The sequence below is a fragment of the Pseudomonas sp. FW300-N2F2 genome (assembly GCF_017351655.1).
In the GTDB taxonomy this organism is placed as follows: domain Bacteria; phylum Pseudomonadota; class Gammaproteobacteria; order Pseudomonadales; family Pseudomonadaceae; genus Aquipseudomonas; species Aquipseudomonas fluorescens_AA.
This window is the reverse complement of sequence record NZ_JACNDQ010000002.1, coordinates 325,566-352,340: the sequence shown is the minus strand read 5'-3', so window position 1 is coordinate 352,340 and position 26,775 is coordinate 325,566. Positions and strand designations below refer to the sequence as shown.

Below are 26,775 nucleotides of genomic sequence, written 5' to 3'. Positions count from 1 at the left end.
CTGGGAATGGAGGCCTTTTTTGTGGTGTTTCGACTGATGCCATCGCGAGCAAGCTCCCGCAAGGGAATGCATTTCAATGTGGGAGCGCGCTTGCTCGCGATAGCGGTGTGTCAGCCAGAAAATGACTGAATGACCCGACGCCATCGCGAGCAAGCTCGCTTCCACAGGGGGCTGGGGTCAGGTGCGCATGCCGCGCCCGCTGACCAGCAACCGCGCGCAGCCGATGTAGAGCACCACGGTTGCCACCAGCATGAAGGTGATGGCGATGCTGATCTTGATGTCCGACACCCCGAGGATGCCGTAGCGGAACGCGTTGACCATGTGCAGCACCGGGTTGGCCAGGGATACGGTCTGCCAGAACGGCGGCAACAGGGAGATCGAGTAGAACACCCCGCCCAGGTAAGTCAGCGGCGTGAGCACGAACGTCGGGATAATCGAGATGTCATCGAAGTTGCGCGCAAACACGGCATTGATGAAACCCAGCAGCGAAAAGATCGTGGCCGTGAGCACCACCACCAAGACCGTCACCCCCAGGTGATGCACCTGCAAATCGGTGAAGAACAACGACAGCAGGGTCACGATCAGGCCCACCGCCAGGCCGCGCAGGACACCACCCAAGGTGTAGCCGATGAGGATCGTATGGGGCGACACCGGCGAGACCATCAACTCTTCGATCGAACGCTGGAACTTGCTGCCGAAGAAACTCGACACCACGTTGCCGTAGGAGTTGGTGATCACCGACATCATGATCAGCCCCGGCACGATGTAGTCCATGTACGTGAAGCCCCCCATGTCGCCGATCTGCCGGCCGATCAGGTTACCGAAGATCACGAAGTACAAGACCATGGTGATGGCCGGCGGCAGCAGCGTCTGCGGCCAGATCCGCATGAAACGCCGGACTTCACGGTAAACGATGGTATTGAGGGCGATGAGGTTGGGGCGCAGTTCGGAACTCATGCTCATACCGCCACCTTCGCCAGATTCTTCTCCACCAGGGACACGAACAACTCCTCGAGGCGATTGGTTTTGTTGCGCAGGCTCAGCACTTCAATGTTTTGCAGGGCCAGTTGGGTGAACAGCCCGGTGATGCCCACGGCTTTGTCCACCTGCACTTCCAGGGTATGGCTGTCCATCAGGCGGGCCGGATAGCCGACGAGCTGGGGCGCGGTCTTCAGGTCGTGTTTCAGGTCCAGCAGGAAGGTTTCCACATGCAGCTGGCTGAGCAACTGGCGCATGCTGGTGTTCTCGACAATGGTGCCGTGGTCGATGATGCCGATGTTGCGGCACAACTGCTCAGCCTCTTCCAGGTAATGGGTGGTGAGGATGATGGTGATGCCTTTCTGGTTCAGCTCGGTCAAAAAACTCCACATCGAGCGACGCAGCTCGATGTCCACACCCGCGGTCGGTTCGTCGAGGATCAGCAGGCGCGGCTCATGCACCAGTGCGCGGGCGATCATCAGGCGACGCTTCATGCCGCCGGACAGTGAACGGGACGGCACGTCACGCTTGTCCCACAGGCCCAATTGGGTCAGGTACTGCTCGGCGCGCTCGTTGGCGATCTTTGGCGGGATGCCGTAGTAACCGGCCTGGGTCACGACGATGTCGAAGGTCTTTTCGAACTGGTTGAAGTTGAATTCCTGGGGCACCACGCCGATGCAGCGCTTGAGGGCTGCGGGCTCGCGGTCCAGGTCATGACCGAACACGCTCACCGTGCCGCTGGTCTTGTTCACCAAGGTGGAAAGAATGCCGATGGTGGTGGATTTGCCTGCACCGTTAGGGCCGAGCAAGGCGAAGAAATCACCTTCGGCGACGTCCAGATCGATACCACTCAAGGCCTGGAAACCGTTGCCGTAGGTTTTGGTTAGCTGCCGGATGGACAGAGCGGAACTCATATCGGATTACGCACCAAGAAGGGAGGGAAGAAAAGAATAGATAAGGGCGGGCGGCGAGCAATGCAACACGGCGCACCAAGGCAATGGTGCTTGGCGTCGCCGCACAAGTACAGTCAAGTGTGTTGATAGTAGGTATTAAGTCAACGCGGTCATGACGGCTTTGCGGTAGGCCGGGCGCTGCTGCAACCGCGCGTACCAGGCCTGTACGGCAGGCCGCTCGGCGCGCTGGATGGGCATCTCGAACCAGGCATAAATGAAACTGCCCAGGGGAATGTCGCCCATGCCGATTTCATCCCCCGACAGGTAAAGCTGTCCACTCAAGGTCCGCTCGACCATGGCCAGCAAATCGTCGCACTCCTTGATCGCCGCATGGATGGCCGTCCAATCCTGTTGTTCGGCCGGGGTACGCAAGACGCCCCAGAACACCGAGCGAAACGGTGCGGCAAAGCTGGACGTGGTCCAGTCCATCCATTTTTCAGCCTGGGCCCGGGCCTGTACGTCAGCAGGATACCAGGCCGAACCCGACGCATGACGGGCCGCCAGGTAACGCACGATGGTGTTGGACTCCCAGAGCACGAAGCCGTCGTCCTCGATCATCGGCACGCGGCCGTTGGGGTTTTTCGCGCGGTACTCGGGCGTGTCCACCACACCGAACGCCCCGCCCGCATCGATGGCCTCGTAGGCCAGCCCCAACTCTTCCGCGCACCATAATGCCTTGCGCACATTCGATGAATTTTTCCGGCCCCATATCTTCAGCATCACGGCGTCCTCGATGGATAAATGCCGCAGCAGCATACGCCGGATCAGGCGCGACTCAAATCGCCCTGCATGTCGCCGAGCAGGCGCGGCACCTGTTCGCCGAACAGGTGCGGGTAGCACTTCTCCAGGTGTTCGAAGAAGAATGCCTCGGGCACATCGGCGAACTGGCCATGGTCGGTGATGTACTCCATCAGCTTCGCTCCTTGCCGATTGAACGGGTGGAAGACGCTGTCGTGGCGACCGTCGAACTCCAGCGGGGCCACGTCGAACAACGCGCACAAGCCCTGGTTGAAAGCCGGCGTGGCCTTGACCCAGCGGTCGTTCAGGTACAGCTCGGTATAACCGTGCATGGCGAACACGTCGCTCCTGAGCAATTCCAGCAGACGCGGGGTGGACAGGTGGTTGCGCACATCCGCCAGGCCGATACGCGCCGGGATGCCGCAATGCCGGGCGCAGCCGGCCAGCAACGTGGCCTTGGGCACGCAATAGCTTTCACTCGCAGCCAGCGCGTAACTGCCGCGCAGGGTCGCCGGGTCGCGACTGAAGGTATAGGGGTTGTAGCGCACCGCCTCGCGCACAGCGTAATACAGGCTGACCGCCTGGGCCCGCGGGTCGCGCTCGGCACCGCGGTGGGTTTCAGCGAAGTCGATGACCGCAGGGTGATCGCTGTCGATGAAGCGGCCGGGGTTCAGGTATTGCTGCATATAAGGAAAGACCTCTCGGGAAACATCACCGCAGGTAATGCCGAACCAGATCGTTGTGGCGAACTGGCATCGGGAAACCACGAGTTTATCCACAGCCCCGGCCCAGGGATAACGGCATTCCGGCCAAACAATGGCGTTTTCTCACCTTGTTAACGAACGATTTCCCGTGGCTGTTGCCAACCAGACTGGCGCAATGCAACCAGGGTTTCCCAGGAAATCAATCACATCGCGCCGACTGCCGGTTTTGCAGATGCCGTCTAAGCTCTGAAGGTCGGTTTTGCCTTGGTTCACGGAGGATTACATATGCTGTTGTTGTGGATACTGGTCCTGGTTGTCGGGATCGCCTGGCTGGCGCATCGGCGCACCGCCCCGCTGCCCGCGCTGGGTATCGTCGCGGCCTACCTGTTGGCCATGGGCATTTTCAGCCATGCGCCCGGCTGGCTGATGCTGATCCTCTGGGTGGTGCTCGCGGCTGTCGCGGCCCCGCTGCTGCTACCGGACCTGCGCCGCAAATATTTCAGCGCGCCGATGTTCGACTGGTTCCAGAAAACCCTGCCGCCCATGTCCGAGACCGAGCGCGACGCCATCGATGCCGGCACGGTGTGGTGGGATGGCGAACTGTTCAGCGGCCGCCCGGACTGGGACGTGCTGCTGGCCTACCCCAAGGTGCAACTGACCGAGGAAGAGCAGGCGTTCCTCGACGGCCCTACCGAAGCCCTCTGCGCGATGGTCAGCGACTGGCAGATCGGTCAGGCCATGGACCTGCCCCCTGAAGCCTGGGCCCATATCAAGGAGCACGGGTTCTTCGCGCTGATCATTCCCAAGGAATATGGTGGTAAAGGCTTCTCCGCCTATGCCCACTCCCAGGTCGCGATGAAACTGGCCACGCGCAGCGGCGACCTGGCCTCCACCGTGATGGTCCCCAACTCCCTCGGCCCGGCGGAACTGCTGCTGCACTACGGCACCGACGAGCAACGCGACCATTACCTGCCGCGACTGGCCCGCGGCGACGATATCCCCTGCTTCGCCCTGACCGGGCCGCTGGCCGGCTCCGACGCCGGGGCGATGCCCGACACCGGCATCATCTGCAAGGGTGAATGGGAGGGCCAGGAAACCCTCGGCCTGCGCCTGAACTGGGAAAAACGCTACATCACCCTCGGCCCGGTGGCCACGCTCCTGGGCCTGGCCTTCAAGGCGTATGACCCCGACCACCTGCTGGGTGACGAAGAAGACCTGGGCATCAGCCTCGCCTTGATTCCCACCGACACCCCAGGCGTGCATATCGGCCGCCGTCACCTGCCCCTGGGCGCCGCGTTCATGAACGGACCGAACTGGGGCAAGGACGTGTTCATCCCGCTGGACTTCCTCATCGGCGGTCAGGCCATGCTCGGCAAGGGCTGGATGATGCTGATGAACTGCCTGTCGGTCGGGCGCTCGATTTCCCTGCCCGCGGTGGGCACCGGCGCTGCGAAGTTCACCAGCCTGGTGACGGGCCAGTACGCCCAGGTCCGCGAACAATTCAACGTACCGTTGTCGGCGTTCGAAGGTATCCAGGAGGCCATGGCGCGCATCGGCGGCAACGCCTGGTTGATGGATGCGGCACGCATGCTGACCGCCAACGCCGTGGACCTGGGGGAAAAACCTTCGGTGCTGTCGGCCATTCTCAAGTACCACCTGACCGAGCGTGGTCGCGAGTGCATCAGCCACGCCATGGACGTACATGGCGGCAAGGGCATCATCATGGGCCCGAACAATTACCTGGGGCGCAGTTGGCAAGGTGCGCCAATCTTCATCACGGTGGAAGGCGCGAACATTCTGTCGCGCAACCTGATGATCTTCGGCCAGGGCGCCATTCGCTGCCATCCGTTCGTCCTCAAGGAAATGGCCCTGGCAACCCGTGAAGACAAGGACCAGGCGCTGGTCGAGTTCGATGCCTTGTTGCTCAAGCACATCGGTTTCGCCGTCAGCAACGCCGCCAGCACCCTGGTGCTCAACCTGGGCCTGGGGCATTTCGAGAAGGCCCCCGGCAATGCCTTGAGCCAGGGTTATTTCCGTGCCCTCAACCGGCAGGCCGCGGCATTCGCGCTGCTGGCGGACTTGAGCATGATGCTGCTGGGCGGAGAGCTCAAACGCCGCGAACGCTTGTCGGCCCGCCTGGGCGACGTCTTGAGCAACCTGTACCTGGCGTCCGCCGCGCTCAAGCGTTATCACGACCTGGATTCGCCGGACCACATGACGCCGCTGTTCACCTGGGCCATGGAGGAAAGCCTCGGCCAGTCGGAACGTGCGCTGGATGAACTGCTGAGCAACTTCCCGAACCGGGTACTGGGTTGCCTGTTGCGCCTGGTGGTGTTCCCCTTCGGTCGGCGTCACAAGGGCCCGAGCGACAGGCTCGACGCCGAGGTGGCCGCGGTCATCGGCCGACCCAAGGGTGACCCGACTCTCGAAGAGTTGCTGCAGGGTTGCTATCGCCCGCAATCGACCGACGATCCGGTGGGCGCCCTGCAACACGCCGCCGACCTGCTGGCGGCCGCCCATCCGCTGCACAAGAAACTGCACGGTGCGCTCAAGCAGGGTCAGCTCAACCCGGCGCCTGGCGAACCCCTCATCGATGCGGCCCTGGAGGCCGGCGTGCTGCAAGCCGGTGAAGCGCAGACCTTGCGCGCGGCCGAGGCGGCGCGGCGCAAAGTCATCGACGTGGATGATTTCGACAAGGCCGAACTGACGCTGGCGCAAGACAAGGTCCGTTGATACTGACGGCCAGGTACGCCGTCACCTATAGCTCTTCACCTACAGCTCTTCACCTACAAAAACAGGCGCAAGGGCTTTATACTCCTGCGCCCGTTTTGCTCTTGAGGACTTATCTCGTGTCCAATGTCGTTGCCGATCACCTTGTCTTGCTTGACCACTTGCGCAGCATCCTGGTCGCCGTGGGTGAGGCCGAACAGGTGCCCGAAGAAAGCCACGCCTTGTTCCTGGAGCGCTTCGACGAGTTGCGCGCGCAATTGCCCGTCGACCCGATCGAAAGCCAGTACCTGGGCCAGGACCTCCTGTGCCAAGTGATCGTGCGTTACCCACAGATCGCCCACCTGGTGCCTCGCGACCTGCTCTGGTACTTCGCCGGTGACTGCCTGCACTACATGCCTGACGAAGAAATCGCCCTGTACCAGGCCCTGGAAGAACGTCGTTTCGAAGCCGAGCAAAACGACGAGCCTTTCGACTGGAACCAGGAAAAGCAATTGCTGGCGATGTCGGACCAGGACAGCAAGCACTGATTGCGATCCGTCATGCAAAAGGCCCGCACGGTTAAACCGGCGGGCCTTTTTTTTGGCCTTGCCCAAGTGTGTTGCCTGGACGGGCCTCATCGCGAGCAAGCTCGCTCCCACACTGGCTGCGGTTGATCATGACTTTCTGTGGGAGCGAGCTTGCTCGCGATGGGGCCCGTCAGAACAACCCATCACTTTCCGGCAACTCATAGTGCGCCGCGACCTTGCTGGAGCGCCCTCCTCCCGCCACCTTGTTCAAGGTCGGCTCCTTCGCCAGGCACTCCACCAGATAATCAATGAACACCCGCAGCTTCGGCGGCAGGTAGCGGGTCGGCGAATGCAGCAACCACAAGCCACCGTGGTAAGAAGCGAGGAACGTCCAGTCGGCCAACACCTGCACGATCAACCCCTGCTCCAAGGCGTGACGGGCGGTGAAATATGGCAGGCTACCGATGCCGATGTGCTGCAAGACCGCCCCCAGCCGCACCCCCGTGTGATTGGCCGCGTAGCGTCCGCGCACGCCTACGGTGACCGACTTGCTGCCTTTCTTGAATTTCCAACGCGCGTCATTGGGCGTTTCGCCCAAGTAAATGCAACTGTGCTCCAGCAAATCGTGGGGATGCGTGGGAACACCGTGTTCCGCCAGGTATTGCGGCGTGGCGCAGAGCAGGTGGTCAATGGTCAGCAACTGGCGCCCCACCAGCCCGGATGATGGTTGATCGGTAATCCGGATAGCCAGGTCCACGTGATCATCGATCAGGTCGACCGGCCGATCCTCCAGGAACAACTCCACATCGACCTTCGGATAACGGCGCAAAAATTCAGGCATGTGTGGATGAATCACGAAACGCCCCACGGCCTTGGGCACGCTGACGCGGATGCGCCCTTCCGCTTCCTGGGTGAACTGGCCGCTGATCTCCATCACTGACCGAGCGGCGGCGACCATCTCCTGGCAGCGCTTGAACACCTCTTCCCCGCCATCGCTCAAACGCAACTTGCGGGTGGTGCGCTGCAGCAATCGGGTCGCCAGGGCTTTCTCCAGGCGAGAAATGCTGCGGCTGATGGCCGACGGCGATGAGCCTGACTGGCGGGCCGCTTCGGAAAAGCTGCCGGTCTCCACGACCTTGACGAAGACCGCCATTTCGGCGAGCAACGGCAACGGTAGATTTGTGCTCATGACGCAACAGTCCTTTGAAATTTGAACGGATTATCACCCTTTTACACGCTACCTATAATCCCGTCACAATTTCTGATGTGGGTATGGACCATGACGCTTCGCCTTTTTTTCCATAGCGATGACCTCAAGGCCAACGTGGAAGTCCTGGACTGCAGCCCCCAGGAAAACGAATTCGCCGTGGTGCTGCGCGCCACCCTGTTCCACCCCCAGGGCGGTGGGCAGCCCTGCGACACCGGATGGATCGACGACGGCCAAGTACTACGCGTCGTTCAGGACGGGCAACAGATCATTCATTACGTCGACCGCCCAGTAGCCCCGGGCATGGCCACGATCCGCGTGGATGAGCAGCGGCGGCGGCTGAATTCACGCCTGCACTCGGCCGGGCACCTGATCGGCCATTTTGCCGAAAGTCGTGGCTGGAAACCGATCAAGGCCCACCACTGGCCCGGCGAAAGCCGTGTGCAATTCCAGCCAGGGGAAAATCCTCAGGAGCTGGACAGATCAATCATCCAGCAAGGCATCGATGAGTGGATTGCCGAGGATTTGCCTCGCCTGATCGCATTGCGCGAAGGCACGCGAGAAGTCGGTTTCGGTGAGCTGTCCGCCTATGGCTGCGGCGGCACTCACGTACGGTGCCTGCAGGAACTGGGAGCAGTCACCATCGCCTCGCTTTCACAAAAGAAAGGCACCTTGTCGGTTCACTACCACGTGGACTGATACCCGCCGTAGCCAGCAGCCTGGCCCGCGGCTCTCAGGCCTACTCGATCCAGACGGATCGGCCCCCCGGTCCTTGGCGTCGAGTACCTCGATCAGCGGCGCGTTCTGCTTCCCAGGTAACCCTTCATGTTTCTCCACACCCCACCACGGGAAAGGCTCTTTCCCTCAGGGGCAGGTTTCTTCGCGCGCTCAAAAGAGGCACACCATGTTCGGTTCACTCAAACTGCAAAGACTGCCCCCCCTTCAGTTGCCCATAGTGTTCACTCCTGAGGCCTGGCAGCGTGCAGTACTGCTTGAGCATTCAAATCACTCTGAAAAACTGCTGTTCGATCGACTGAGCAATGTATTGCGCGCAGCTTTCGAAACTCGCCGGGCCTATCCACACAAACCCTATGTGGTCTTCGAGGTCGCCCAAATCGGCTCAACGGATCACCCACACCACGCCCCGTTGCTGCAACTCAGCCTTAGTCTGCTCCACGAGCCAGACCAGCCTGAGGCACTGCTGATAGCGCTTGCAGGAGAGCACCAGCGCTAAGCCGTAAGAAATATGGACCATGGGATGAGCCGGATTTTTTTCGCCGGAAGGTTGACCCTTTTCCATGTGATTTTTTCACGCGAAAAACACGCAAAAGACAAATTATTGACGGCCACTTGATCACCATTTTTCCTTCCGTCACTTTTTAGTCGTTTTTTTTGTTTGAGGCGTGGCGCTTTGCCATGCTTGAACTACCTTCAAAAAGAAGCGAGAACAAGGCAGGGTCAAATCACCCTTCAGACGACCTGATTGACATCGGTCTCCTTGCTCGACAACCCGGATATTCCGGTTCCCATAAAGCTTTTTCGTAAGCTGCCTGCCGTTCGGTCAGGCCGGTGTAATGCGCCCGTTTGCTTGTAGCAACGAGGCCTGTGCCCGGACCGCTGAAGGGTTGGATGAAATAGAAGGGGCAGCCCGGGCCTCTCAAGTGATCCGTGGCACTGGTTAAGCCTAAGGATGGCCTCTCTATCGAGGATCACTTCATGACCCAGCGCACCGCCCCCGTTTTAAAACATTTCATTCATGGCCTGTTCTGGATGGGCCTTGGCCTGGATGCGGCTCAGGCCGCTGCGGCAAATTGTTCGCAACTGGACAATCTGCCCGCGACCTTCGAGGTCGGCCAAGGGCTCCAGAGCGAACTGCGTATCCTCGCACCCGTGACGAAATTGGCTGTCGGCGACCCGAAAATTGCCGATGTGCAACCCAGTGGCAGCGATGCCTTCATCCTCACGGGCCTGGCGCCCGGCGCCACCAGCCTGATGGTCTGGACCGACTGTTCGAAAATACCGCGCCAGAGCATGGTCTTTGTCAAAGGCCGGGCCACTGAGGCGCTGACGGGCGCTGCGAGCATGCCTTCCGAAGACCCGATGCTGCTCGCCCAGGTACAGACCGACATCCGTTTCGTTGAAGTCAGCCGGACCAAGCTCAAGGAAGCCTCGACGTCGATTTTCGGCAGCCGTGGCAATTTCCTGTTTGGCTCGCCGAGGACCTTGCCCACCATCGGCGGTGTTGTCCGGCCTTCATTGCCGGTCAATAACGACATGTTCAACCTGTCTTTCGCCACCGGTAAGACCCTGTTGATGATCAACGCCCTGGAAGGCAGCGGTTTTGCCTATACCCTGGCGCGGCCGAGCCTGGTGGCCCTCAGCGGGCAGAGCGCGAGTTTCCTGGCCGGCGGCGAAGTGCCGATCCCGGTACCCAGTGCCGGCAGCGACAATGTGTCCATCGAGTACAAGGAATTCGGTATTCGCCTGACCCTGACCCCCACCGTCATCGGCAAGAATCGCATCGCCTTGAAGGTGGCACCGGAAGTCAGTGAGCTGGATTTCACCAACGCGGTGAACATCGCCGGGACATTGGTGCCAGCACTCACCGTGCGCCGTACCGATACCAGCATCGCCCTGGCCGATGGCGAAAGTTTCGTCATCAGCGGCCTGATCAGCACCCGCAACAGCTCCCAGGTGAACAAGTTTCCAGGACTGGGCGACGTGCCGATTCTCGGCGCGTTCTTTCGTGACAACTCCATCAACCGCGAAGAGCGCGAACTGCTGATGATCGTCACGCCGCACCTGGTCCAACCGTTGGCGGCCGACGCGCAACTGCCGACCTTGCCAGGTGAGCAACTGCGCAATTACGACCCGAATTTCTACCGTATGTACTTCCTCGAACACGGCGAGTTCGACAACCGCAGCGGGCTTTCCCAATGAGCCGGCGCCTGGTGTGCAACGTGTGCGACGTCCAACGGTTCGCCAAGGGGTATTCCATGAAAACAGTGATCGCATTAGCGGCGACCTTGATGCTTGCCGGTTGTTCCAGCAACGGCGTGGTGGCTTCACGCACGGCCGATTGCGCCAAGCCCGGAGCCGACCAGGAACTGGCCTTGAACATGGCCGAAGACATGGCCAACGAGGGCCGCTTATACGCCAGCCTGGCGAACCTCGAACGCTTGCCCGAAGACTTGGTCCAGGTCCGCCTGCGCAAGGCACGGGTACTGCGCCTGATGGGCCGCAACGAGGCCGAACCGTTGTACAAAAGCCTGCTGGGGACATGCCTGGCCGCTGACGGTGAACATGGCCTGGGTCAGTTGGCGGCCGCCAAGAATGACAATTCGGCCGCCACGCAATACCTCGAACGCGCCGCGAAGATGGCCCCGACCGAAGGCAAGATCCGCAATGACCTGGGGGTTGTCTACCTCAATCAGCGACGCATTGCAGAAGCCCGCTTCGAGTTCATGACCGCCATGGAGCTCCAGCAGTCCGACACGCTGGCCGCGCTCAACATGGTGACCCTGTTGATTTATCAGGACAACTGGAAGCAGGCCGCCGAGCTCGCGAACATGGCCAAGCTCAGTCCCCAGCAAGTGGCAGATGCCCAAGCCCGTGCGGAAAAAATCAGGGGTTCGGCCTCTCAGGCAGCGACGTCACCCGCCAACCGCCTGACCGAGGTCGTCGATGCTTCAACCGGCGCAGTCAAGTAGAGCGTTACGAGGAGTTCAAGAAATGATGACCAAACAATTGATGATCGTGTGCATGGTGAGCCTGTCCACCACCGCCTGGGCCATTGAGCCAGGCCCTGCCTCGGCCGCACAGCAAGGCACCGAGAGCTGGATGCAACTGCAGATTCGCGGCGTGGTGGCCTCCACCAACCTGCAAACCGCCTCGGCCGCCGAACGCGAGATGGCCATGCAGCGTTGGCTCAACAGCTTCAACTACCCGATCCCGGAGTTCTTTGACCAGGACTCGGGTGGAGAAATCACCAGCAGCAAATGAAACACGCGGCAAACTAAAGACCACAGCCTCCGGGAGTGCCTACATTGGATCGAATGTAGGCACTCCCGGAGGCTGTGGTCTTTTGGTTTGAGCGGTCGGCAGATCACAGGAGCAAACCTGTAGGAGCGAGCTTGCAGCCAGCACCTTCACTGACTGACCCACCGCTATCGCGAGCAAGCTCGCTCCCACAATGGGCCGGTGCTGAACACAAGACTCATGAACACCCCAGCTCGCTCCCACAATGGGGCTGTGCTGAGCACAAGACTCATGAATACCCCAGATCACTTGTGGGAGCGAGCTTGCTCGCGAAGGCGGACTGACGGCCAACACCTTCATCGACTGACCCACCTATCGCGAGCAAGCTCGCTCCCACATTGGGCCGGTGCTGAGCACAAGACTCATGAACACCCCAGATCACTTGTGGGAGCGAGCTTGCTCGCGAAGGCGGACTGACAGCCAACATCTTCATGGACTGACCCACCGCTATCGCGAGCAAGCTCGCTCCCACATTGGGCCGGCGCTGAACACAAGACTCATGAACACCCCAGATCACTTGTGGGAGCGAGCTTGCTCGCGAAGGCAGACTGACAGCCAACATCTTCATGGACTGACCCACCGCTATCGCGAGCAGGCTCGCTCCCACAATGGGCCGGTGCTGAGCACAAGACTCATGAACACCCAGAATCACTTGTGGGAGCGAGCCTGCTCGCGATGGCAGACCGACATTCAACACCGTCATTGACTGTCAAACCACTATCGCGAGCAAGCTCGCTCCCACATTGGACTTGCGGCAGGGCACGGGTGGTCTACATATTCCCGAAGGCCCTGAACACGCCGATCATGGCCGGGCCGATAGCGACCAGGAAGAAGCTCGGCCACAGGCAGAAGATCAGCGGGAAGATCAGCTTGGTGCCGATCTTGGCGCCCATTTCTTCCGCGGCCTGGGTACGCCGGTCGCGAAACTCATCGGCGTAGATCCGCAGGGTATCGGCCACGCTGGTGCCGAAACGGATACTTTGCGCCAGCAGGCTGACCAGGCCCTGGATATCCTCCAGGCCGGTGCGTACGGCCAGTTGCTTGAGCGCCTCGGTACTGGTGATGCCCGCCCGGATCTGCGCATTGACCAACGCCAGTTCCTCGGCCAGCTCAACCTGGCTGACCGACATCTCTTCAGCCACCCGTTCAATCGTCGTGGGCAAGGCCAGGCCCGACTCGACGCAGACCACCATCAGGTCCAGTGCATCCGGGAACGCCGCACGCAGCCGGCCTTGACGCGCCTGCTTGCGTTTGCCGACGTAGATCGCCGGCAGCAACCAGCCGATGCCCGCCACCAGGGTCACCGCCAGCAGGCCGATGGCCACTGAAACCTTGATCATCGGCAGCAGCAACAACGCTACGCCGACCATCGACAACGGCAACATCAGGCGCACGGCCCAATACATCTGCACCGCCGAAGCAGACCGATAACCGGCATGAGTCAGCAAGGTCTGGGTGGCGGAGGTGTGGGCCTGGTCGGTGGAAGCAAAGCGCTGGCCGACCCGCTCCAACAGCAGCTGCAGGTTACTGGGCGCCTCTTGCCCCACCGTGCTGCCAGCATAACCACGCTTGATCAGCGCCAGACGCCGCTGCACCGGATCCTGCAGGCCCAGCATCAATAGCAGGAACGCGACGGCCGCCAGCACCGTGCTGAGGCCAACCGCAGCGATGAACAACAGCCGTGCCAGTTCTTCGTTACCGGTCAACCGGCTCAACAATCCGAGCAAAAAGTCCATGACTGAAACCTCTCGGCGCAACAGCGCTTAAACCTGGATCCGGATGATCTTTCTTATCCAGAAAATCCCGATCAACATGGCGCAGAACGCGCCGATGATCAGCTTGTGCCCTATGGGGTCATTGATCAGCACGGGCATGTAGCTGGGGCTGGTGAGCACGATGGCGATCGCCAGCACGAACGGGATCGCCACCAGCACCCACGCCGACATGCGCCCTTCCGCCGACAACGTCTTGATCTTGCGCTGGAACCGGAAACGCCCGCGAATCAGCCGACTCAGGCGCTCCAGCACTTCGGTCAGGTTGCCGCCGGTCTCGCGGTGGATGAGGATCGAGGTCACCAGCATCATCACCGTCATGCTCGGCATCCGCTCCAGCAGCCCGAGCATGGCCCGGCGCACGTCGTTGCCATAGTTGATGTCGGAAAACGTCATGCCGAATTCCTGGGCGACCGGCCCCTTGTGCTCCTCAGCGACCAGACGCAGGGTTTCATTGAATGGGTGCCCGGCGCGCAAGGCCCGGCACATGGCGTCCAGCGCATCCGGCAAACCTTCCTCGAACGCGGCAAAGCGCTTGTTGCGGTCACGCAGGATTTTCAACACCGGCGCCCAGGTCAGTGCAAAGGCCGCCAGCAGCGCCATCCACCAGACCGGCGAGACCATCAGCACCAAGGCACCGGCCGCCACCCCCAGGACCAGACCGAGCAGCATGACCCGATAAGCCCGGTATTCATGACCGGCCTGCTCGATCAGTTGCGTCAGGTTGGCCATGAACGGCAGTTGTTCCAGGCGGGCTTCCAGGGGGGACAGGCGCGTCAGGTATTTCTGCCGCAACACGGTTTGCATGTTGGGCAAGTGGTTGGCCTTCTCCAGCACATGCAGGCGCCCGCGAATACGCTTGCGCATCTTGCCGGCTTCGCCGAACACCGGCACCACCACGCCCTGGGACAGCAGGAACACGGCGATGAACACCATGCCAAGGAAAATCAGGATGAACTCACTGGGGATATTGTTCATGACGTGCGGCCCTCCATCCACTCAGGGCGAAACAAGGTCAGCGGCAACTCGATGCCGCGCTTGGCCAGCACATCGCGGAAGGCCGGGATCATGCCGCTGGGCCGATATTCCCCGAGCACCTCGCCGTGCTCGCCGATGCCCTGGCGCACGAAAGAGAAAATTTCGGTCATGGTAATGACCTCCCCTTCCATCCCGTTGATCTCCTGCATGCTCACCACGCGTCGCTTGCCGTCTTCTTGACGCTCCAGTTGGATCACCACATCAATGGCCGAGGCAATTTGTTGACGCATGGCCTTGATCGGAAATGTCGCCCCGGTCATCGACACCATGTTCTCGATTCGCCCCAGCGCATCCCGTGCGGTGTTGGCGTGAATGGTGGTCAGCGAACCGTCGTGGCCGGTGTTCATCGCCGTGAGCATGTCCATCGCCTCGGCACCACGCACCTCACCGATGACAATCCGGTCCGGGCGCATGCGCAGGCTGTTTCGCACCAACTCCCGCTGGCTCACCTCGCCACGCCCCTCGATGTTCGATGGCCGGGTTTCCAGGCGTACCACGTGGGGCTGTTGCAGTTGCAGCTCGGCCGAATCCTCGATGGTGACGATGCGCTCGTTGTGGGGGATGAAACTGGAGAGCACGTTGAGCATGGTGGTCTTGCCACTGCCGGTCCCGCCGGAGATCAGCACGTTCAGGCGCCCGCGAACAATAGCCTTGAGCAGCAAGGCAATGGCCGGGGTCATCGTACCAACCTGGATCAGGCTGTCGGTGTTGAGCAGGTCCACGGCGAAGCGCCGGATCGACATGCTCGGACCGTCGATGGCCAGCGGTGGGATGATCGCGTTGACCCGCGAACCGTCCTTGAGCCGGGCGTCCACCAACGGTGAAGACTCGTCGATACGGCGCCCCAGGCTGGACACGATGCGGTCGATGATATTCAGCAAATGCTGATCGTCGCGAAAACGCACGTCGGTGCGTTGCAGCTTGCCGAAGCGCTCGACATAGACCGAGGCAAACCCGTTGACCAGGATGTCGGACACGCTATGGTCGGCCAACAGCGGTTCCAGCGGCCCGAGGCCGAGCACTTCGTCGGTGATCTGCTTGATGATCAATTGCCGGCTGACAGTACTCACTGGCGCCGAATGTTCCTCGAGCAGGCGCTGGCAGATATCGCGAATCTGCCGCGCGGCCTCGGCCTGCTCGAGGGCATCGAGCAACGACAGGTCCATGACCTTGAGCAGTTGCTGGTAGATCTTTTCCCGCCACTCGGCCTCCACCGGCGTGACCTGGCTGCGGGTTTCATACAGCACGTCGGGGATGGCCTGCTCCCAGGCCATCAAGGCGTCCGTCGGGTCCGGCAAGCCATCGCCGGGCTGGGCGCCCGCGGCGGCACCAGGTTTGGCGGGCTGTTTGCGCAAGCGGTTACGAAAGTCGCTGATCATGGGTCATCCCCCGAAGAAACGGTTGAAGGCACGTTTAAGCAGGCCCTTGTCCGTGGCCATCTGGTGACCGACCAGGTCTTCGGTCAAATCGCGCAAGGCAACGGTGATGGCCGCCTTCGGCGCATGCAGTCCCAACGGCACGCCAGTGTTCTGACTCTGGCTGACCAGGTTGAAGTCATTGGGCAATTTCGACAGGTTCGCGCAGCGCAGGGCCTCGCCGATGTCCTTGAGGCTGACGGCGGCGTTTTTGTCATAGCGGTTGATCACGATCTGCAACTGCTCCCCGCGCACGCCCAGGTCTTCGCGAAGGATCCGCACCAGAGCGCTGGCATCACGCAGGTGGCTGACGCTCTGTTGCACCACCACGTACACCCGGTCCACCTGTTCCAGCACCGAGCCGGTGAGGTGATCGATCTGCCGCGGCAGGTCCACCACCACCCAGTCATAACTGGCGCGGGCCAGTTGCAACAGGGCGTCGAGCTGTTCGGGTTGGGCATCCTGGGGCAGGCACAACTCACCGGCCCGGCCTCCCAGGACGTGCAGGGTCGGGCTGAAGTGGCTGCAAAAACCCCGCAGCGCGACACTGTCCATCTCATCGATCTGCTGCAGCACTTCCAGATGGCTGTGGGACTGCGCCACGTCCAGGTAATGGGTCACGCTGCCAAATTGCAGGTCCATGTCCAGCAACAGCGTATTGCCTGCTCGGGCGCTGAGCTGCTGGGCCAGGTTGCACGCCACCAGGGTTCCGCCGGAGCCGCCCTTGGCGCTGATCACCGCGACCAGCTTCCCTTCGTTGCCATTGCCGAGACGGACTTCCGCCACCAGGCGATTCAGCGCCGCCACCAATTCCGTGTCGGCGATGGGTTCGGGCAGCACATCCCGGGCTCCGGCCTGCATCGCCAGGCGCATGCCCTCCTGCTCGCCCAAGGGACCGCACACCAGCATCGGCGGACGTTCATGGGCCGGACGTTGCAGCAACGCCGACAGTTCTTCGCGCCACAGATGGCTGACGCGCAACAGTAGCAGGTCGGGCATGCGGTCCAGGCCGTAGAGCGGATCGACATGGCCGTTGCTGACCAGGCGCGTGCTGACCTCAAGGCCAGGCATGCGCTGGCAGACACATTGCAGGTCGCGCAGGGACGTAGCATCGCGACTGCTGATCAGTATCCGCAGCCCGGCTCTGCCGGTGGTGGTCGAAAGCGGATTTTCCCTGGTGTTCAGCATGGTGTGATCTCCCCGGAATCGGAATGACGCCCAAGGCTTTCGCGTGGCAAGGTTGCCCTGAACGTGGGCAAGGTAATGGGCACGCCCAAGCCGGGAATGAACAGGTTGAAAACAAAGTTCTGCACGCTCAGCCGGACATAGCGAATGGCTCGAAAGCCGGTAGCGCCGGACGTGTCGGTGGGGTTCGCTACCACGGCGCCGTTGACGTCCAGGTAGGTCAGCGCCAGGTTCGAGGTCGCCAGGTTGCTGATCAGTTGGCTGGTGCCGGCGTCCGTCGCGGCGTTGAAGATGGCCCGGCGCAAGACCACCGGATCGCTGACATTGCACACCGCCGCCAGCCGCGCGCCACGGCGCGCCGCTTCATCCAGCGCATTGACCGTGAAGTACAGCCGGCCCATTTCCACCACGCCGAACAGCAGGATGAACACCAGCAAGCCCACAAAGGAGAACTCCACGATGTAAGTGCCGCGCATGTGCTTGTGATTCATCACAGCGCCCTCATGACAGTGGTCGCCACCAACTGGATGCCCAGTGGAATGGCATTGCCGAAGAAACCTGGGATCGAACCCGCGCAGTTGCCCGCGCCAATCACCGGGCAGAAGGTGTAGGTAATGGTGACGCGCACATGATCGATGCCCTCGGCGGCGACCTGCACATTCGCCGTGGTCAAGCCTGACACCACGGCGGTTCCCGTCGCGCTGGGCACGCCATACACCGCGACGTTTTTCGTCTGGGTCAGGAGCGTGCTGCCCAAGGCGACAGTGCCAAGGGTGGAGTTCCAGGCCTGGCTGGCGACGAAACGGTCGGCATCGCGGCTGGCCTGCAACAGCACGTTGTACTGGTAGAGCATGCGGCCGAACTCGCCGAAGGCCAGCAGCAACAACAGCAACAACGGCAGCACCAAGGTGAACTCCACCAGCGCCACGCCTTGCTGGGCTTGCGCGGGTTTGAACTGAGAAAGTCCCATGACGCCTCCTACGAGTCGGTGCTCGGAGTGCCGCTGCCGTTGAGATAGGTTTTGTAGAGCTGGATGATCTGCGGGCCGGCATCGGTGGAGGGTGTAGGACCGGGTACGTTGTCGCCTTCGCACTCCTGGACGAACTGGCCAAAGATGATGGACTCCGAACCACCGCCGTCCACTGGCTGCACGACGAAGTAGCAGCCGAACCCCAAGACTGGAATCGACGTCGAGCCGCTCAGTTTCCCGGCGCAATCGCCAATCACGATCTTCAACATCCGACGCTCGAAAACCCCGTTGCTTTGGCAACCGCTGGCGCCTCCCGCCACACAGGCGGCGACCTTGGCCCGCCAGTCGTTGTAGTCCTGTATCGCCTCGCCGCCCGCCGACAGATCACCGTTGCTCGAGGTGACGGGCTGGCCTTTGTACTGCGCCTGGGAGAGCGCATCGTTGTAGGTGATCGCCGGAGTGCCTGACGCCGTGACCAGGTCCGGTGGGTAGTCCGAAGAACTGACCGGACCATTGTAGATACCGAAGCGCGTGTTCAAGCCTTGGGAAGTAGGGCCGGCTTTATTCCCCGGCGCCGTCTGGACGTTGCTCCCGACACTGCGGCAAACCGAGCCACCGCCGGCCAGGTCCTCCCGGACTGCACTGCCGCCTGAGCCGAAATCCAGCAATTGGAAATTGCCCGGCCCAATGGGCGATGTGTTCCCCGCCGCCGTTTTCAAGACCTCCAGGTCGCCAAATTGGTAGCCCCAGAAGTTGCCGGCGCCAGGGTTGTATTGAGTGGGATCGCCACACACCATCAACGGTGCCAGGTCACAAGGCGAGGTGGGGCTGGGACCTGCCGTGGCAATCGCCGCCACGCGCTTGTTGCCCAAGCCGGCGCTGCCCATCGTTTGCACGAAACTCCAGAAAAAACCGTTCAATTGATAACTGGACACCGACACCCGCACGTATTTGGCATCGGCAGGCCCGGGATAGGAGAACGGGCCGTAGACGCTGCTGGACAGTTCCACCACGGCAAACGCGCCCGGGTTGCCGGCGACCGCGGTGGCCAGTTCGGTGTTGCCGGTGGCGTTGGCATTTCTGTTCAGCGTGTCCAGGGCCGCCGCGCGGGTGGTGCTGGCCATGTTGATGCCGCCACTCACCTGGCTCAGGGTCTTGGCGCCGCCCAAGGCCGCGGCATCCACCGCATTTTGCAGGCGCGTCTTGTTCAGCAGCATGTGCCCGCCATCCAGGGCCAAGGCCGCCATCATGGAAATCGCCACCAGCGCGATCACCATCAGTACACTCACCGCCCCTCCCTGGCGCCGGATATTGGCATTCATCATCGAGCCCTCATCTACAACGTTTGAGGATCGGCATCGCCACGGCCCGGACGGGCCTGGCATGGAGGCGTCATTCAGCGGACATTGATCACGCTGCTTTCAACGCCGCGGATCAGCGTGATCGCCCCGCCTTGCGGCTTGGCACTGCGTTGCACCACAGGTTTTGGCACCGGGGCGGCCGCCATGGCCATGACCGGCGCAGGGGCTGGCGGCGCAACGGCCACGGCCTTCTTCTCCAGGTTCAACGGGTTGCGCAAGGCCAATTGCAGCTTGCCTTCGGTTTGCGCCGTGACCAGCGCTTCGGCTTCGGGGGCCGACATTTCCAAGGTCACGGCCCGCACCACCACCGGCTGGGTCTTGTCGGTGCCCGCCGTCTGGTCCACCGCCAGCACCCGCAGGTTTTCCAGGATGGTCCGGGACGTGGCGCTGTTACTGCCGGCGCTGGTGGTCTTGGTCGCCAATACATCGACCCGATTGCCCGGCAAGAGAAAGCCCCCCACGCCGACCACATCATCCACGCGGACCGAAATGGCGCGTTTGTCCGGCGCGATCAGCGAAGCCAGGGTGCTGCCGCCCAAGTGCTCACTCAGACGCGCGCCCCGCACGATGTCGCCGCGCAGAATGTCGAAGGTGGCGATCTTGCCCACGGCCTGTTCGCTGGCATCGAAAGCGTCGTCCGGGATCGTGTCCATGGGCATGCGCACCGTGGTGACTTGCTGGGCCTCGACCATTTGCCCGAAGGGGATTTCCACCGTGGCGACCACCACGCTTCGCAAATGATCATCGGGGGACGCGTTGAGTCGCGCGCTCAGCCAGGCGTCAGCCATCCATGCGGCACCAAGGCCCATTACCAGGGAAACGCCTATCAGCGGAAGCGTACGAGAGCTCATGTCGGTATCTCCAGATCAAAGGAAGTCGAGCTGAACGAAGTAGTTGTGCCAGGCCCATTCCAGCTCTTGCGGCAACAGCGGGCCGGAACCGCCCAGGTAACGCTGGCGGTCGAGCGCCATGTTCAACAGGTCACGGGGATGACAAGGCACCAGCGGCATGCCTTCGCTTGCATACAACCGCTGCAGGACATAGCGCACCAACAGCGGGTCATACGGGATGCCCAGGCGCTCGCACTCCTGGCGCCAGATGCGTTCGTAATCCTCGGGCTTGAGGTAGCCGAACTGCACTTTGTAGCCAATGCGCCGCAGAAAAGCCTCGTCGGCCAGTTCGAGGGGATTGAGGTTGGTGGAAAACACCAGCACCAGGTCGAACGGCAGCTCGCAATGCCGACCGCCACCCAGGTTGATGAAATCGCGCTTCTCCTCCATCGGCACGATCCAGCGATTGAGCAACTCAGCGGGGGCCATGCGCTGGCGCCCCATGTCATCGATGATGAACAGGCCGTTGCTGGCCTTGAGCTGCAACGCCGCCTGGTATTGCCGGGTGAACGGGTCGTAGCGCACGTCCAACTGCTCCATGCTCAGCTCGCCGCCGGTGATGACAATCGGGCGTTTGCAGCACAGCAGCCGGCGGTCGATGCCTTCGTTGAGCATCAGGTTGTTCGCTTGGCCATTGTCGTCCAGGCGCTGGTGCACCTGCGGGTCGTAGATCTCGATCACCGACTCGTTGATGACGATGGCATGGGGCACCCAGATGGCCTCGGCGAACAGCCGGATCAATCGGCTGCTGACATAGGTTTTGCCGGTGCCCGCCGGCCCGTAGATCATGATCGCCCGCCCGGAATTCAGGGCGACGCCCAACTGGTCGAGCATGCCTTGGCTCAGCACCAGGCCGGCCAAGGCCTGGTTCATGTCCTTGGCGGTGATGCGACCGTGGTGGATGGTCTGGATCTTGATCAGCGAGCGATAAGTACTCACCGGGAACGGCGCCGCGCCGATGTAGCCACTGCGGGCCAGGGCATCACGGGCCGAACTGCGGCCGCGCTCGGTGAGGCCATAACGCAGCGTCTGCCCACCGGTTTGCCCCAACTGGCCCAGCACTTCGACACGACCGTCCTTGCGCAGGAACGCCAGGACTTCCTCCAACACCGCGCCGGTCAGCGCCAGGCGCTCCACCAGCCGCGACATGTCCAGCACACCGGCGTCATGCAAATGCTTGCACACCAGTTCACCCAGGAAACTGTCGGTCAGGCCTGTGTCGCGAATGGTGCATGGCTGGGGTGCCAGGCGTTGTACCGCTTCCCGTTCGCTGGGGTAGGCATCGCTATCGTTGATGACGTGCATGACTAGACTCCCCAGCCGCCGGCAACCAGTTGCCAGTAAACGCTGTTCAAAGTGCCGATCAGGATCGCAATCGAATAGGGAAAGGGTTTGCCCGCCACTTCATCCGAAGTCGGGGCCAGATAGGCCTGGGCTCGTACAATCAACCAGTAGCGTCCCAGGGTCTGGAGCAGTTGGCCGCGGGCCAGGACGATCAGGAAACCGCACACACCGCCGGCGATCAGACTGAACAGCGCCGCCCACAGTGCGTAATGAAAAGGCAGGAAGCTGCCGACCATGGTCATCAGCTTGACGTCACCGGCGGCCATGCCACCGACGGCGTACATGGGCAGGAACAGCGCGAAGCAGATCAGCATGCCCAACAGGCTGTCGCCCAGGCCATCGATCCCGCCGGTATACACCTGGCCGGCCAAGCCCAGAGCAAGGCCCAACAGGACCAATGTGTTGGGGATGCGGTGGCGAAGCAGATCGCTCACCACCGCCACACCCAGCAGTCCTAGCAGCAGTACCGTCGACACCAGCAGTTCCATGGACATGATGCGTCTCCCTGGGGGGATTTTCGTTAGCAGGCGACGTTGCTATTGACGACCTGGCACAGTGCCCGGATCTTGGTATCCACGGCGCCGCCCAGAAGGACGAAGGCCGCCGCTACCAACACCGTGATCAAGCCTCCCGCCACCGCGTATTCAACGATGGTCAGGCCGTCTTCATCTTTGGCGAACTTGCTGATCGAAGTGCTTATTGTCTGGAGAGTCATTTCATGAACCTCACGCGGGGTCAGAAGTACTGTTACCAACTTGATTGGAGGGGACAGCGCGAAGTCCATTTGATTGATTCGTTGTACTCACTGCAAAAGAGTCGCAAACGGTTTTCCTTGAAAGTGACCGTGCCCCCTTCACTGCAAGTTGCCGCTTTCAGCAGGCAACGTTGCCGTTGACCGCCTGGCACAGCGCACGGATCTTGGTGTTCACGGCACCGCCCAGAAGCACAAACGCGGCGGCCACCAACACGGTGATCAACCCACCGGCCACGGCGTATTCCACAATGGTCAGGCCATCTTCATCTTTGGCGAACTTCAGCACCGAAGCCTTGATTGTTTGAAGAGTCATTTCGCACACCTCATCGGGTTGTTTTATCAAGGGCAGTACATTGCGAACTGCCTGATGCAACCCTAGTCAGCAGGTGGTCAGTGCCGTTAGGAGGATTTTGCACATCGCTAGGATTTTTTTGCGCCGGACAGGAAAGGCGCCGGGGCGGGAAATTCAGCCCTGGAACACTGCGAACGGGCGTCCCATGACACCGGAGGGCGCTAAACGATCGGACTTTTATAAAAATTTATTCGGCGAAATGATGGCACAGTGGCAATACTGCTAGCTAAAGGGCAGCAAGCACCTGTGGGTAGTCGTCCTATGGCGTCCAATCCGACTGCAAAGCCAAAGCTGTTATGGGTCGATCTGACCCATGATCGGTCCACCCAGGAACTCGTCTCCCTGTTCCAGGACACGTGCGACTGCACGCTGGCCAAAAACGCCATGCTGCCCGGCGCGGAACAGGTCGACATGATCTGCATCCATTTCGACCGCCCGGACACACCGGGCCTGCGACGCCTGTTGGAGATCAAACGAACCGTTCCTGGCACGCCCATCACCATGTTCACCGTGCAGCACTCCGAAGAGCTGGCGGTGTGGGCCATGCGCTCCAGCGTCTGGGAATACATGGTGCTGCCCTTGTCCGCCGCCGAGAAAAAGCGCTACCTCACCGCCGTGGTGCAACTGTGCGAGCTGCGCCGCAATGCCAATGGCCGGGCAAAGACCTCGCAGATCGACCACTCCCCGACCCTGCCGGACAGCATTCGCCTGACCGCCGGGCACCAGAAGCACCAGGCCCTCAGCCACATCATGCTGTACATCGACCAGCATTTTCGCGACAGCATCGATCAGCGCGACCTGGCCAAGCGTTGCGGTATGACGACGTTTCGTTTCAGCCGGGTGTTCAAGGAGGCCAATGGCCTCGGCTTCACCGACTACGTGCTGAACAAACGCATGAGCTTCGCCAAGGAGTTGCTCGATAACAGCCAGATGCCCATCACCAGCATCGGCTACGAGGCCGGCTTCAAGGACCCGTCCTACTTCGCTCGCGCCTTCAAGCAATACGCCAGTTGCACGCCCAGTGAATACCGTCTCGCGTACCAGATGCGCAACGCACCTCCAGCACCGGAGCCACCGGATGAGGCCGCCCTGGAAGCGATTGAAAACCTGGTGCACAGCCTTGAGGGGTAAAAGTTTTTACCGTTACTGATTAATTGCACATCGCAAGTTGTGTCCAAATAATAATATTCGCACCCTGCCAACTTAGAAAATGACAATGCGCAGCCTGTTTTACGGTGCCTGGAGTGCCAAGCCGAAACAACATGAATCATCATGTCGTTATCGGTAATTCTTTTTCGACTGAAACCAACTCGGTCAGCCTTGCATAATGCCGGCCGTTTCCAAATGGATGAACCGGACTTCACCTCCGTAGGCCGCTCCAGATACAGCGGAGCGGGTTCTCTAGTTGGCATGTTTCATCCAAAAAATCGAATAGAGCGCTGATGGGTATATGAAGGCAATCAGTTTAGTGAGCGCACGAACGTTGAGTTTGGTGAGTCACGAAGCGTGCAAAACGCTACCCGCCGATGGTATAGAAATAGACATTGTACTCTCCGGCATTTGCGGAACAGACCTGGCGGTATTGTCCGGGCGTGAAGAAGGACAGGTGGGAATCGTCCGAGGTCACGAAGCGGTCGGCGTCGTTGTCAATGTAGGGGCAGGTGTCAAACGCATGCGTAAAGGGATGCGTGTGGTGATAGACCCCAACGAATACTGCGGTAACTGCGAACATTGCAACGCCGCTAAAACCCATCTATGCAGTGGCGGCTCAAATGCGGGCCTGAACATTGCTGGTGTCAACAAGCACGGTACATTTGCAGAGCGATTCATAACTCGCGAGCGCTTTGTACACTGCATCCCAGACGACATGAGTTGGGAAACAGCCGTCTTGGTTGAACCCGTAGCCTGTATTCTGAACAACATTGAACAAGCCTCCATCAAAGCAGGGGAACGTGTGCTGCTGCTAGGATCGGGGCCCATGAGCCTGGTCGCACAACTACTTTTGCGCGCGATGGGCGTCCATACCTGTGCTACCGATTTGAATACCTTTCGAATCGAATTCGGACACTCCCTGGGTTTGGACATCGTGCGCCCTGAGGAACTTGAGTGCCTTGGGCAAAACCACGAAAAATACGATGTTGTCATCGATACTGTGGGCAATCAGCTCGAGACAGCCGCCAGCCGAGTTGCCCGAGGTGGCAGGATTGTCCTGTTCGGATTCAACGAGAATTATGAATATTCACTCCCTGCAAAACATTTCCTGGTCAATGCCATCAGCATCATTGCTGCGGGCGAGTACAACCAGCACTTCCCCCGGGCGCTGCGCATTGCCCACAGGCTTCCCGAACTTGGAAAGCTAGTCACCCATCGTTATCCCCTTGAAGCCTATTCGGCAGCATTTGACAGTTTGTTGAATGACCCTTGCGCACCCACGATAAAAAGCGTCTTCACCCCCAATCCCAAGCACCTGTCACGCAAAAGCCAACCAGCCCCTCAAGTGGACTCCTTATGAAAGTTACTGTATTTAGCCAGATTTCCATCGATGGCAAACTGACGCTCGGCAATGAAGCCTCCAGCAAACCGCTTTTCCAGCATTTCGACGATGAAGACATGCGCTTCATTCATAAATTCCGCGGTGAAGTCGATGCCATCATGGTCGGTCGTAATACGATTATCACCGACGACCCTCAATTGACCAATCGGTACGGAACCGGCCGCAATCCTGTTCGTATCATTCCAACGACATCCCTGAACTTTCCAGCATCCGCAAAAATTCTAAGTTCTCCCGAGCGAACGATCATCGCGACCACAGAGCAGGCGCGTGAGCACGAGATGATCGAGCAAATCCGCGCCCACGGTAAAGAGGTGTTGTTTGCAGGCACCGCACGTGTCGACTTCAAACAGCTTTTCCCCATGCTGGAAGCCCGCGGAATAAATCACATCATGGTTGAAGGTGGCGGCCAGCTGAATTGGCAGGTGTTCAATCTCGACTTAGTCGATGAAATCATGCTCATGCAATTACCTATCATCATTGGCGGATCAGACACCACCACGCTAATAGATGGCGAAGGATTTCAAGACATTGAAATGACCAAAGCCTTCAAGCTGCATGAGTTTGAAGCGCGCTCACACTATAACTTCCTGCACTTCAAGCGTGACCCTCAACAGCGGCGTGCGCATTGATGCCGGCTTTCCAGGGGTTCATTTTTGATATGGACGGTGTGCTGGTGGACAGTGAACCGGTCTATATGAAACAGGAAAGACACTCCTATGCGCGCCATGGCGTGGTGCTTGATGAGGCAGAACTGTCGCGTTTTGTAGGCACCACGCAGCGTCATATGTGGAGCGCCATCAAAACCGAATACGGGCTTGCAGACAATCTGGACTGCCTCATGGCGGAGCATCACCGGCAGTTGATGGAAGTATTGAATTCAGCGCCCCTGCCGCCCATGCCAGGCGTAACAGAACTTCTCGGCGCATTGAAGAGAGCGGGAATCCCTTGTGCAGTCGCCTCCTCTTCACCGCGAGCACTCGTCGAGCTGATTTTACGTAACGCTGGGCTACAGCTTTTTTTCAGTGAAATCGTGTGTGGCGATGACGTTACGCACAGCAAGCCGGATCCCGAGATTTTTCTCATGGCCGCCAAGCGCCTGGGTATCCCCCCCTCATCCTGCGTGGTGATTGAAGACTCCGCCCATGGCGTGGCGGCGGCAAAAGCCGCCAGCATGTTTTGCGTGGGTTTGCTCAACCCCAATTCAGGGCAGCAGGACCTGAGCGCGGCGGATTTACGTGTTCACCAGCACAGGGAAATAAACCATTGGTTTTTCGGGTAATAAAAGC

The 26,775-nt window shown here is 60.5% G+C and carries 28 protein-coding genes; 11 read left to right on the top strand and 17 right to left on the bottom strand.

Features of this window, described 5'->3' with window-relative positions; all coding sequences use genetic code 11:
- Nucleotides 1–177: 177 nt before the first annotated feature.
- The 4 genes from J4E63_RS16280 to J4E63_RS16265 all read right to left on the bottom strand — a co-directional run bounded on the left by J4E63_RS16280 (nt 178) and on the right by J4E63_RS16265 (nt 3,355).
- Nucleotides 178–957 (bottom strand): ABC transporter permease, encoded by a 780-nt coding sequence (locus J4E63_RS16280; RefSeq protein WP_053124195.1) that lies wholly within the window; start codon nt 955–957, stop codon nt 178–180.
- 2 nt (nt 958–959) lie between these two features.
- A complete protein-coding gene (locus tag J4E63_RS16275) occupies nt 960–1,892 on the bottom strand; it encodes an ABC transporter ATP-binding protein (protein ID WP_207282663.1) in 933 nt (310 codons plus the stop codon).
- Between the two features lie 135 nt (nt 1,893–2,027).
- On the bottom strand, nt 2,028–2,651 hold the full coding sequence (locus J4E63_RS16270) for a glutathione S-transferase family protein (RefSeq protein WP_207282662.1): 624 nt from the start codon (nt 2,649–2,651) through the stop codon (nt 2,028–2,030).
- A gap of 44 nt (nt 2,652–2,695) precedes the next feature.
- Nucleotides 2,696–3,355 (bottom strand): transglutaminase family protein, encoded by a 660-nt coding sequence (locus tag J4E63_RS16265; protein WP_192261652.1) that lies wholly within the window; start codon nt 3,353–3,355, stop codon nt 2,696–2,698.
- A gap of 303 nt (nt 3,356–3,658) precedes the next feature.
- Between J4E63_RS16265 and J4E63_RS16260 the strand changes: the two genes are divergently transcribed.
- The gene (locus J4E63_RS16260) at nt 3,659–6,106 is read left to right on the top strand and encodes an acyl-CoA dehydrogenase (protein ID WP_207282661.1); all 2,448 of its coding nucleotides are present in this window, start codon (nt 3,659–3,661) and stop codon (nt 6,104–6,106) included.
- Between the two features lie 116 nt (nt 6,107–6,222).
- The gene (locus J4E63_RS16255; RefSeq protein WP_003204309.1) at nt 6,223–6,630 is read left to right on the top strand and encodes a PA2817 family protein; all 408 of its coding nucleotides are present in this window, start codon (nt 6,223–6,225) and stop codon (nt 6,628–6,630) included.
- Nucleotides 6,631–6,799: 169 nt separating this feature from the next.
- Here J4E63_RS16255 and J4E63_RS16250 read toward each other — a convergent pair whose 3' ends face one another.
- Nucleotides 6,800–7,798, bottom strand: coding sequence for a LysR family transcriptional regulator (locus J4E63_RS16250; protein ID WP_207282660.1), 999 nt, complete (start codon nt 7,796–7,798; stop codon nt 6,800–6,802).
- 90 nt (nt 7,799–7,888) lie between these two features.
- Between J4E63_RS16250 and J4E63_RS16245 the strand changes: the two genes are divergently transcribed.
- From J4E63_RS16245 to J4E63_RS16225, 5 genes are all read left to right on the top strand, one after another.
- Entirely contained in the window at nt 7,889–8,515 is a 627-nt protein-coding gene (locus tag J4E63_RS16245; RefSeq protein ID WP_207282659.1) for an alanyl-tRNA editing protein, read from the top strand.
- Nucleotides 8,516–8,720: 205 nt separating this feature from the next.
- Entirely contained in the window at nt 8,721–9,050 is a 330-nt protein-coding gene (locus tag J4E63_RS16240) for a hypothetical protein (protein WP_207282658.1), read from the top strand.
- Between the two features lie 482 nt (nt 9,051–9,532).
- The gene (locus tag J4E63_RS16235) at nt 9,533–10,756 is read left to right on the top strand and encodes a type II and III secretion system protein family protein (protein WP_207282657.1); all 1,224 of its coding nucleotides are present in this window, start codon (nt 9,533–9,535) and stop codon (nt 10,754–10,756) included.
- A 56-nt stretch (nt 10,757–10,812) separates the two neighbouring features.
- Entirely contained in the window at nt 10,813–11,526 is a 714-nt protein-coding gene (locus J4E63_RS16230; RefSeq protein WP_207282656.1) for a hypothetical protein, read from the top strand.
- Nucleotides 11,527–11,548: 22 nt separating this feature from the next.
- A complete protein-coding gene (locus tag J4E63_RS16225) occupies nt 11,549–11,818 on the top strand; it encodes a DUF3613 domain-containing protein (protein WP_207282655.1) in 270 nt (89 codons plus the stop codon).
- An 806-nt stretch (nt 11,819–12,624) separates the two neighbouring features.
- Here the strand turns inward: J4E63_RS16225 and J4E63_RS16220 are convergent.
- The 12 genes from J4E63_RS16220 to J4E63_RS16165 form a co-directional block, all read right to left on the bottom strand.
- A complete protein-coding gene (locus J4E63_RS16220) occupies nt 12,625–13,590 on the bottom strand; it encodes a type II secretion system F family protein (protein ID WP_207282654.1) in 966 nt (321 codons plus the stop codon).
- A gap of 27 nt (nt 13,591–13,617) precedes the next feature.
- Entirely contained in the window at nt 13,618–14,604 is a 987-nt protein-coding gene (locus tag J4E63_RS16215) for a type II secretion system F family protein (protein ID WP_060741206.1), read from the bottom strand.
- On the bottom strand, nt 14,601–16,043 hold the full coding sequence (locus J4E63_RS16210; RefSeq protein WP_207282653.1) for a CpaF family protein: 1,443 nt from the start codon (nt 16,041–16,043) through the stop codon (nt 14,601–14,603). Before J4E63_RS16210 ends, J4E63_RS16215 begins: the two co-directional genes overlap by 4 nt.
- Nucleotides 16,044–16,046: 3 nt before the next feature.
- Nucleotides 16,047–17,267, bottom strand: a complete 1,221-nt coding sequence (locus J4E63_RS16205; protein WP_103310916.1) for an AAA family ATPase — start codon at nt 17,265–17,267, stop codon at nt 16,047–16,049.
- Nucleotides 17,261–17,755: a TadE family protein gene (locus tag J4E63_RS16200; RefSeq protein WP_060741203.1), complete on the bottom strand. Its 495-nt coding sequence runs from the start codon at nt 17,753–17,755 to the stop codon at nt 17,261–17,263. The genes J4E63_RS16205 and J4E63_RS16200 overlap by 7 nt, the downstream gene beginning before the upstream one ends.
- Entirely contained in the window at nt 17,755–18,234 is a 480-nt protein-coding gene (locus J4E63_RS16195; protein ID WP_060741202.1) for a TadE/TadG family type IV pilus assembly protein, read from the bottom strand. The genes J4E63_RS16200 and J4E63_RS16195 overlap by 1 nt, the downstream gene beginning before the upstream one ends.
- 8 nt (nt 18,235–18,242) lie before the next feature.
- Nucleotides 18,243–19,559 (bottom strand): TadE/TadG family type IV pilus assembly protein, encoded by a 1,317-nt coding sequence (locus J4E63_RS16190; protein WP_207282652.1) that lies wholly within the window; start codon nt 19,557–19,559, stop codon nt 18,243–18,245.
- A gap of 71 nt (nt 19,560–19,630) precedes the next feature.
- Complete coding sequence (gene cpaB, locus J4E63_RS16185; protein WP_207282651.1) at nt 19,631–20,446, bottom strand: Flp pilus assembly protein CpaB; 816 nt, start codon at nt 20,444–20,446, stop codon at nt 19,631–19,633.
- Between the two features lie 15 nt (nt 20,447–20,461).
- Nucleotides 20,462–21,790 (bottom strand): hypothetical protein, encoded by a 1,329-nt coding sequence (locus J4E63_RS16180; protein WP_060741199.1) that lies wholly within the window; start codon nt 21,788–21,790, stop codon nt 20,462–20,464.
- A gap of 2 nt (nt 21,791–21,792) precedes the next feature.
- A complete protein-coding gene (locus J4E63_RS16175) occupies nt 21,793–22,323 on the bottom strand; it encodes a prepilin peptidase (protein ID WP_158457440.1) in 531 nt (176 codons plus the stop codon).
- Between the two features lie 26 nt (nt 22,324–22,349).
- Nucleotides 22,350–22,544: a Flp family type IVb pilin gene (locus J4E63_RS16170; RefSeq protein ID WP_109754421.1), complete on the bottom strand. Its 195-nt coding sequence runs from the start codon at nt 22,542–22,544 to the stop codon at nt 22,350–22,352.
- A gap of 157 nt (nt 22,545–22,701) precedes the next feature.
- Entirely contained in the window at nt 22,702–22,896 is a 195-nt protein-coding gene (locus tag J4E63_RS16165) for a Flp family type IVb pilin (RefSeq protein WP_008070254.1), read from the bottom strand.
- A 300-nt stretch (nt 22,897–23,196) separates the two neighbouring features.
- On the opposite strand from J4E63_RS16165, the gene J4E63_RS16160 reads away from it, so the two are divergent.
- From J4E63_RS16160 to J4E63_RS16145, 4 genes are all read left to right on the top strand, one after another.
- Complete coding sequence (locus tag J4E63_RS16160; RefSeq protein ID WP_207282650.1) at nt 23,197–24,066, top strand: DNA-binding response regulator; 870 nt, start codon at nt 23,197–23,199, stop codon at nt 24,064–24,066.
- 319 nt (nt 24,067–24,385) lie between these two features.
- Entirely contained in the window at nt 24,386–25,447 is a 1,062-nt protein-coding gene (locus tag J4E63_RS16155; protein ID WP_207282649.1) for an alcohol dehydrogenase catalytic domain-containing protein, read from the top strand.
- A complete protein-coding gene (locus J4E63_RS16150) occupies nt 25,444–26,118 on the top strand; it encodes a dihydrofolate reductase family protein (RefSeq protein ID WP_207282648.1) in 675 nt (224 codons plus the stop codon). Before J4E63_RS16155 ends, J4E63_RS16150 begins: the two co-directional genes overlap by 4 nt.
- Nucleotides 26,118–26,768 (top strand): HAD family phosphatase, encoded by a 651-nt coding sequence (locus J4E63_RS16145; RefSeq protein WP_207282647.1) that lies wholly within the window; start codon nt 26,118–26,120, stop codon nt 26,766–26,768. Before J4E63_RS16150 ends, J4E63_RS16145 begins: the two co-directional genes overlap by 1 nt.
- Nucleotides 26,769–26,775: the final 7 nt, after the last annotated feature.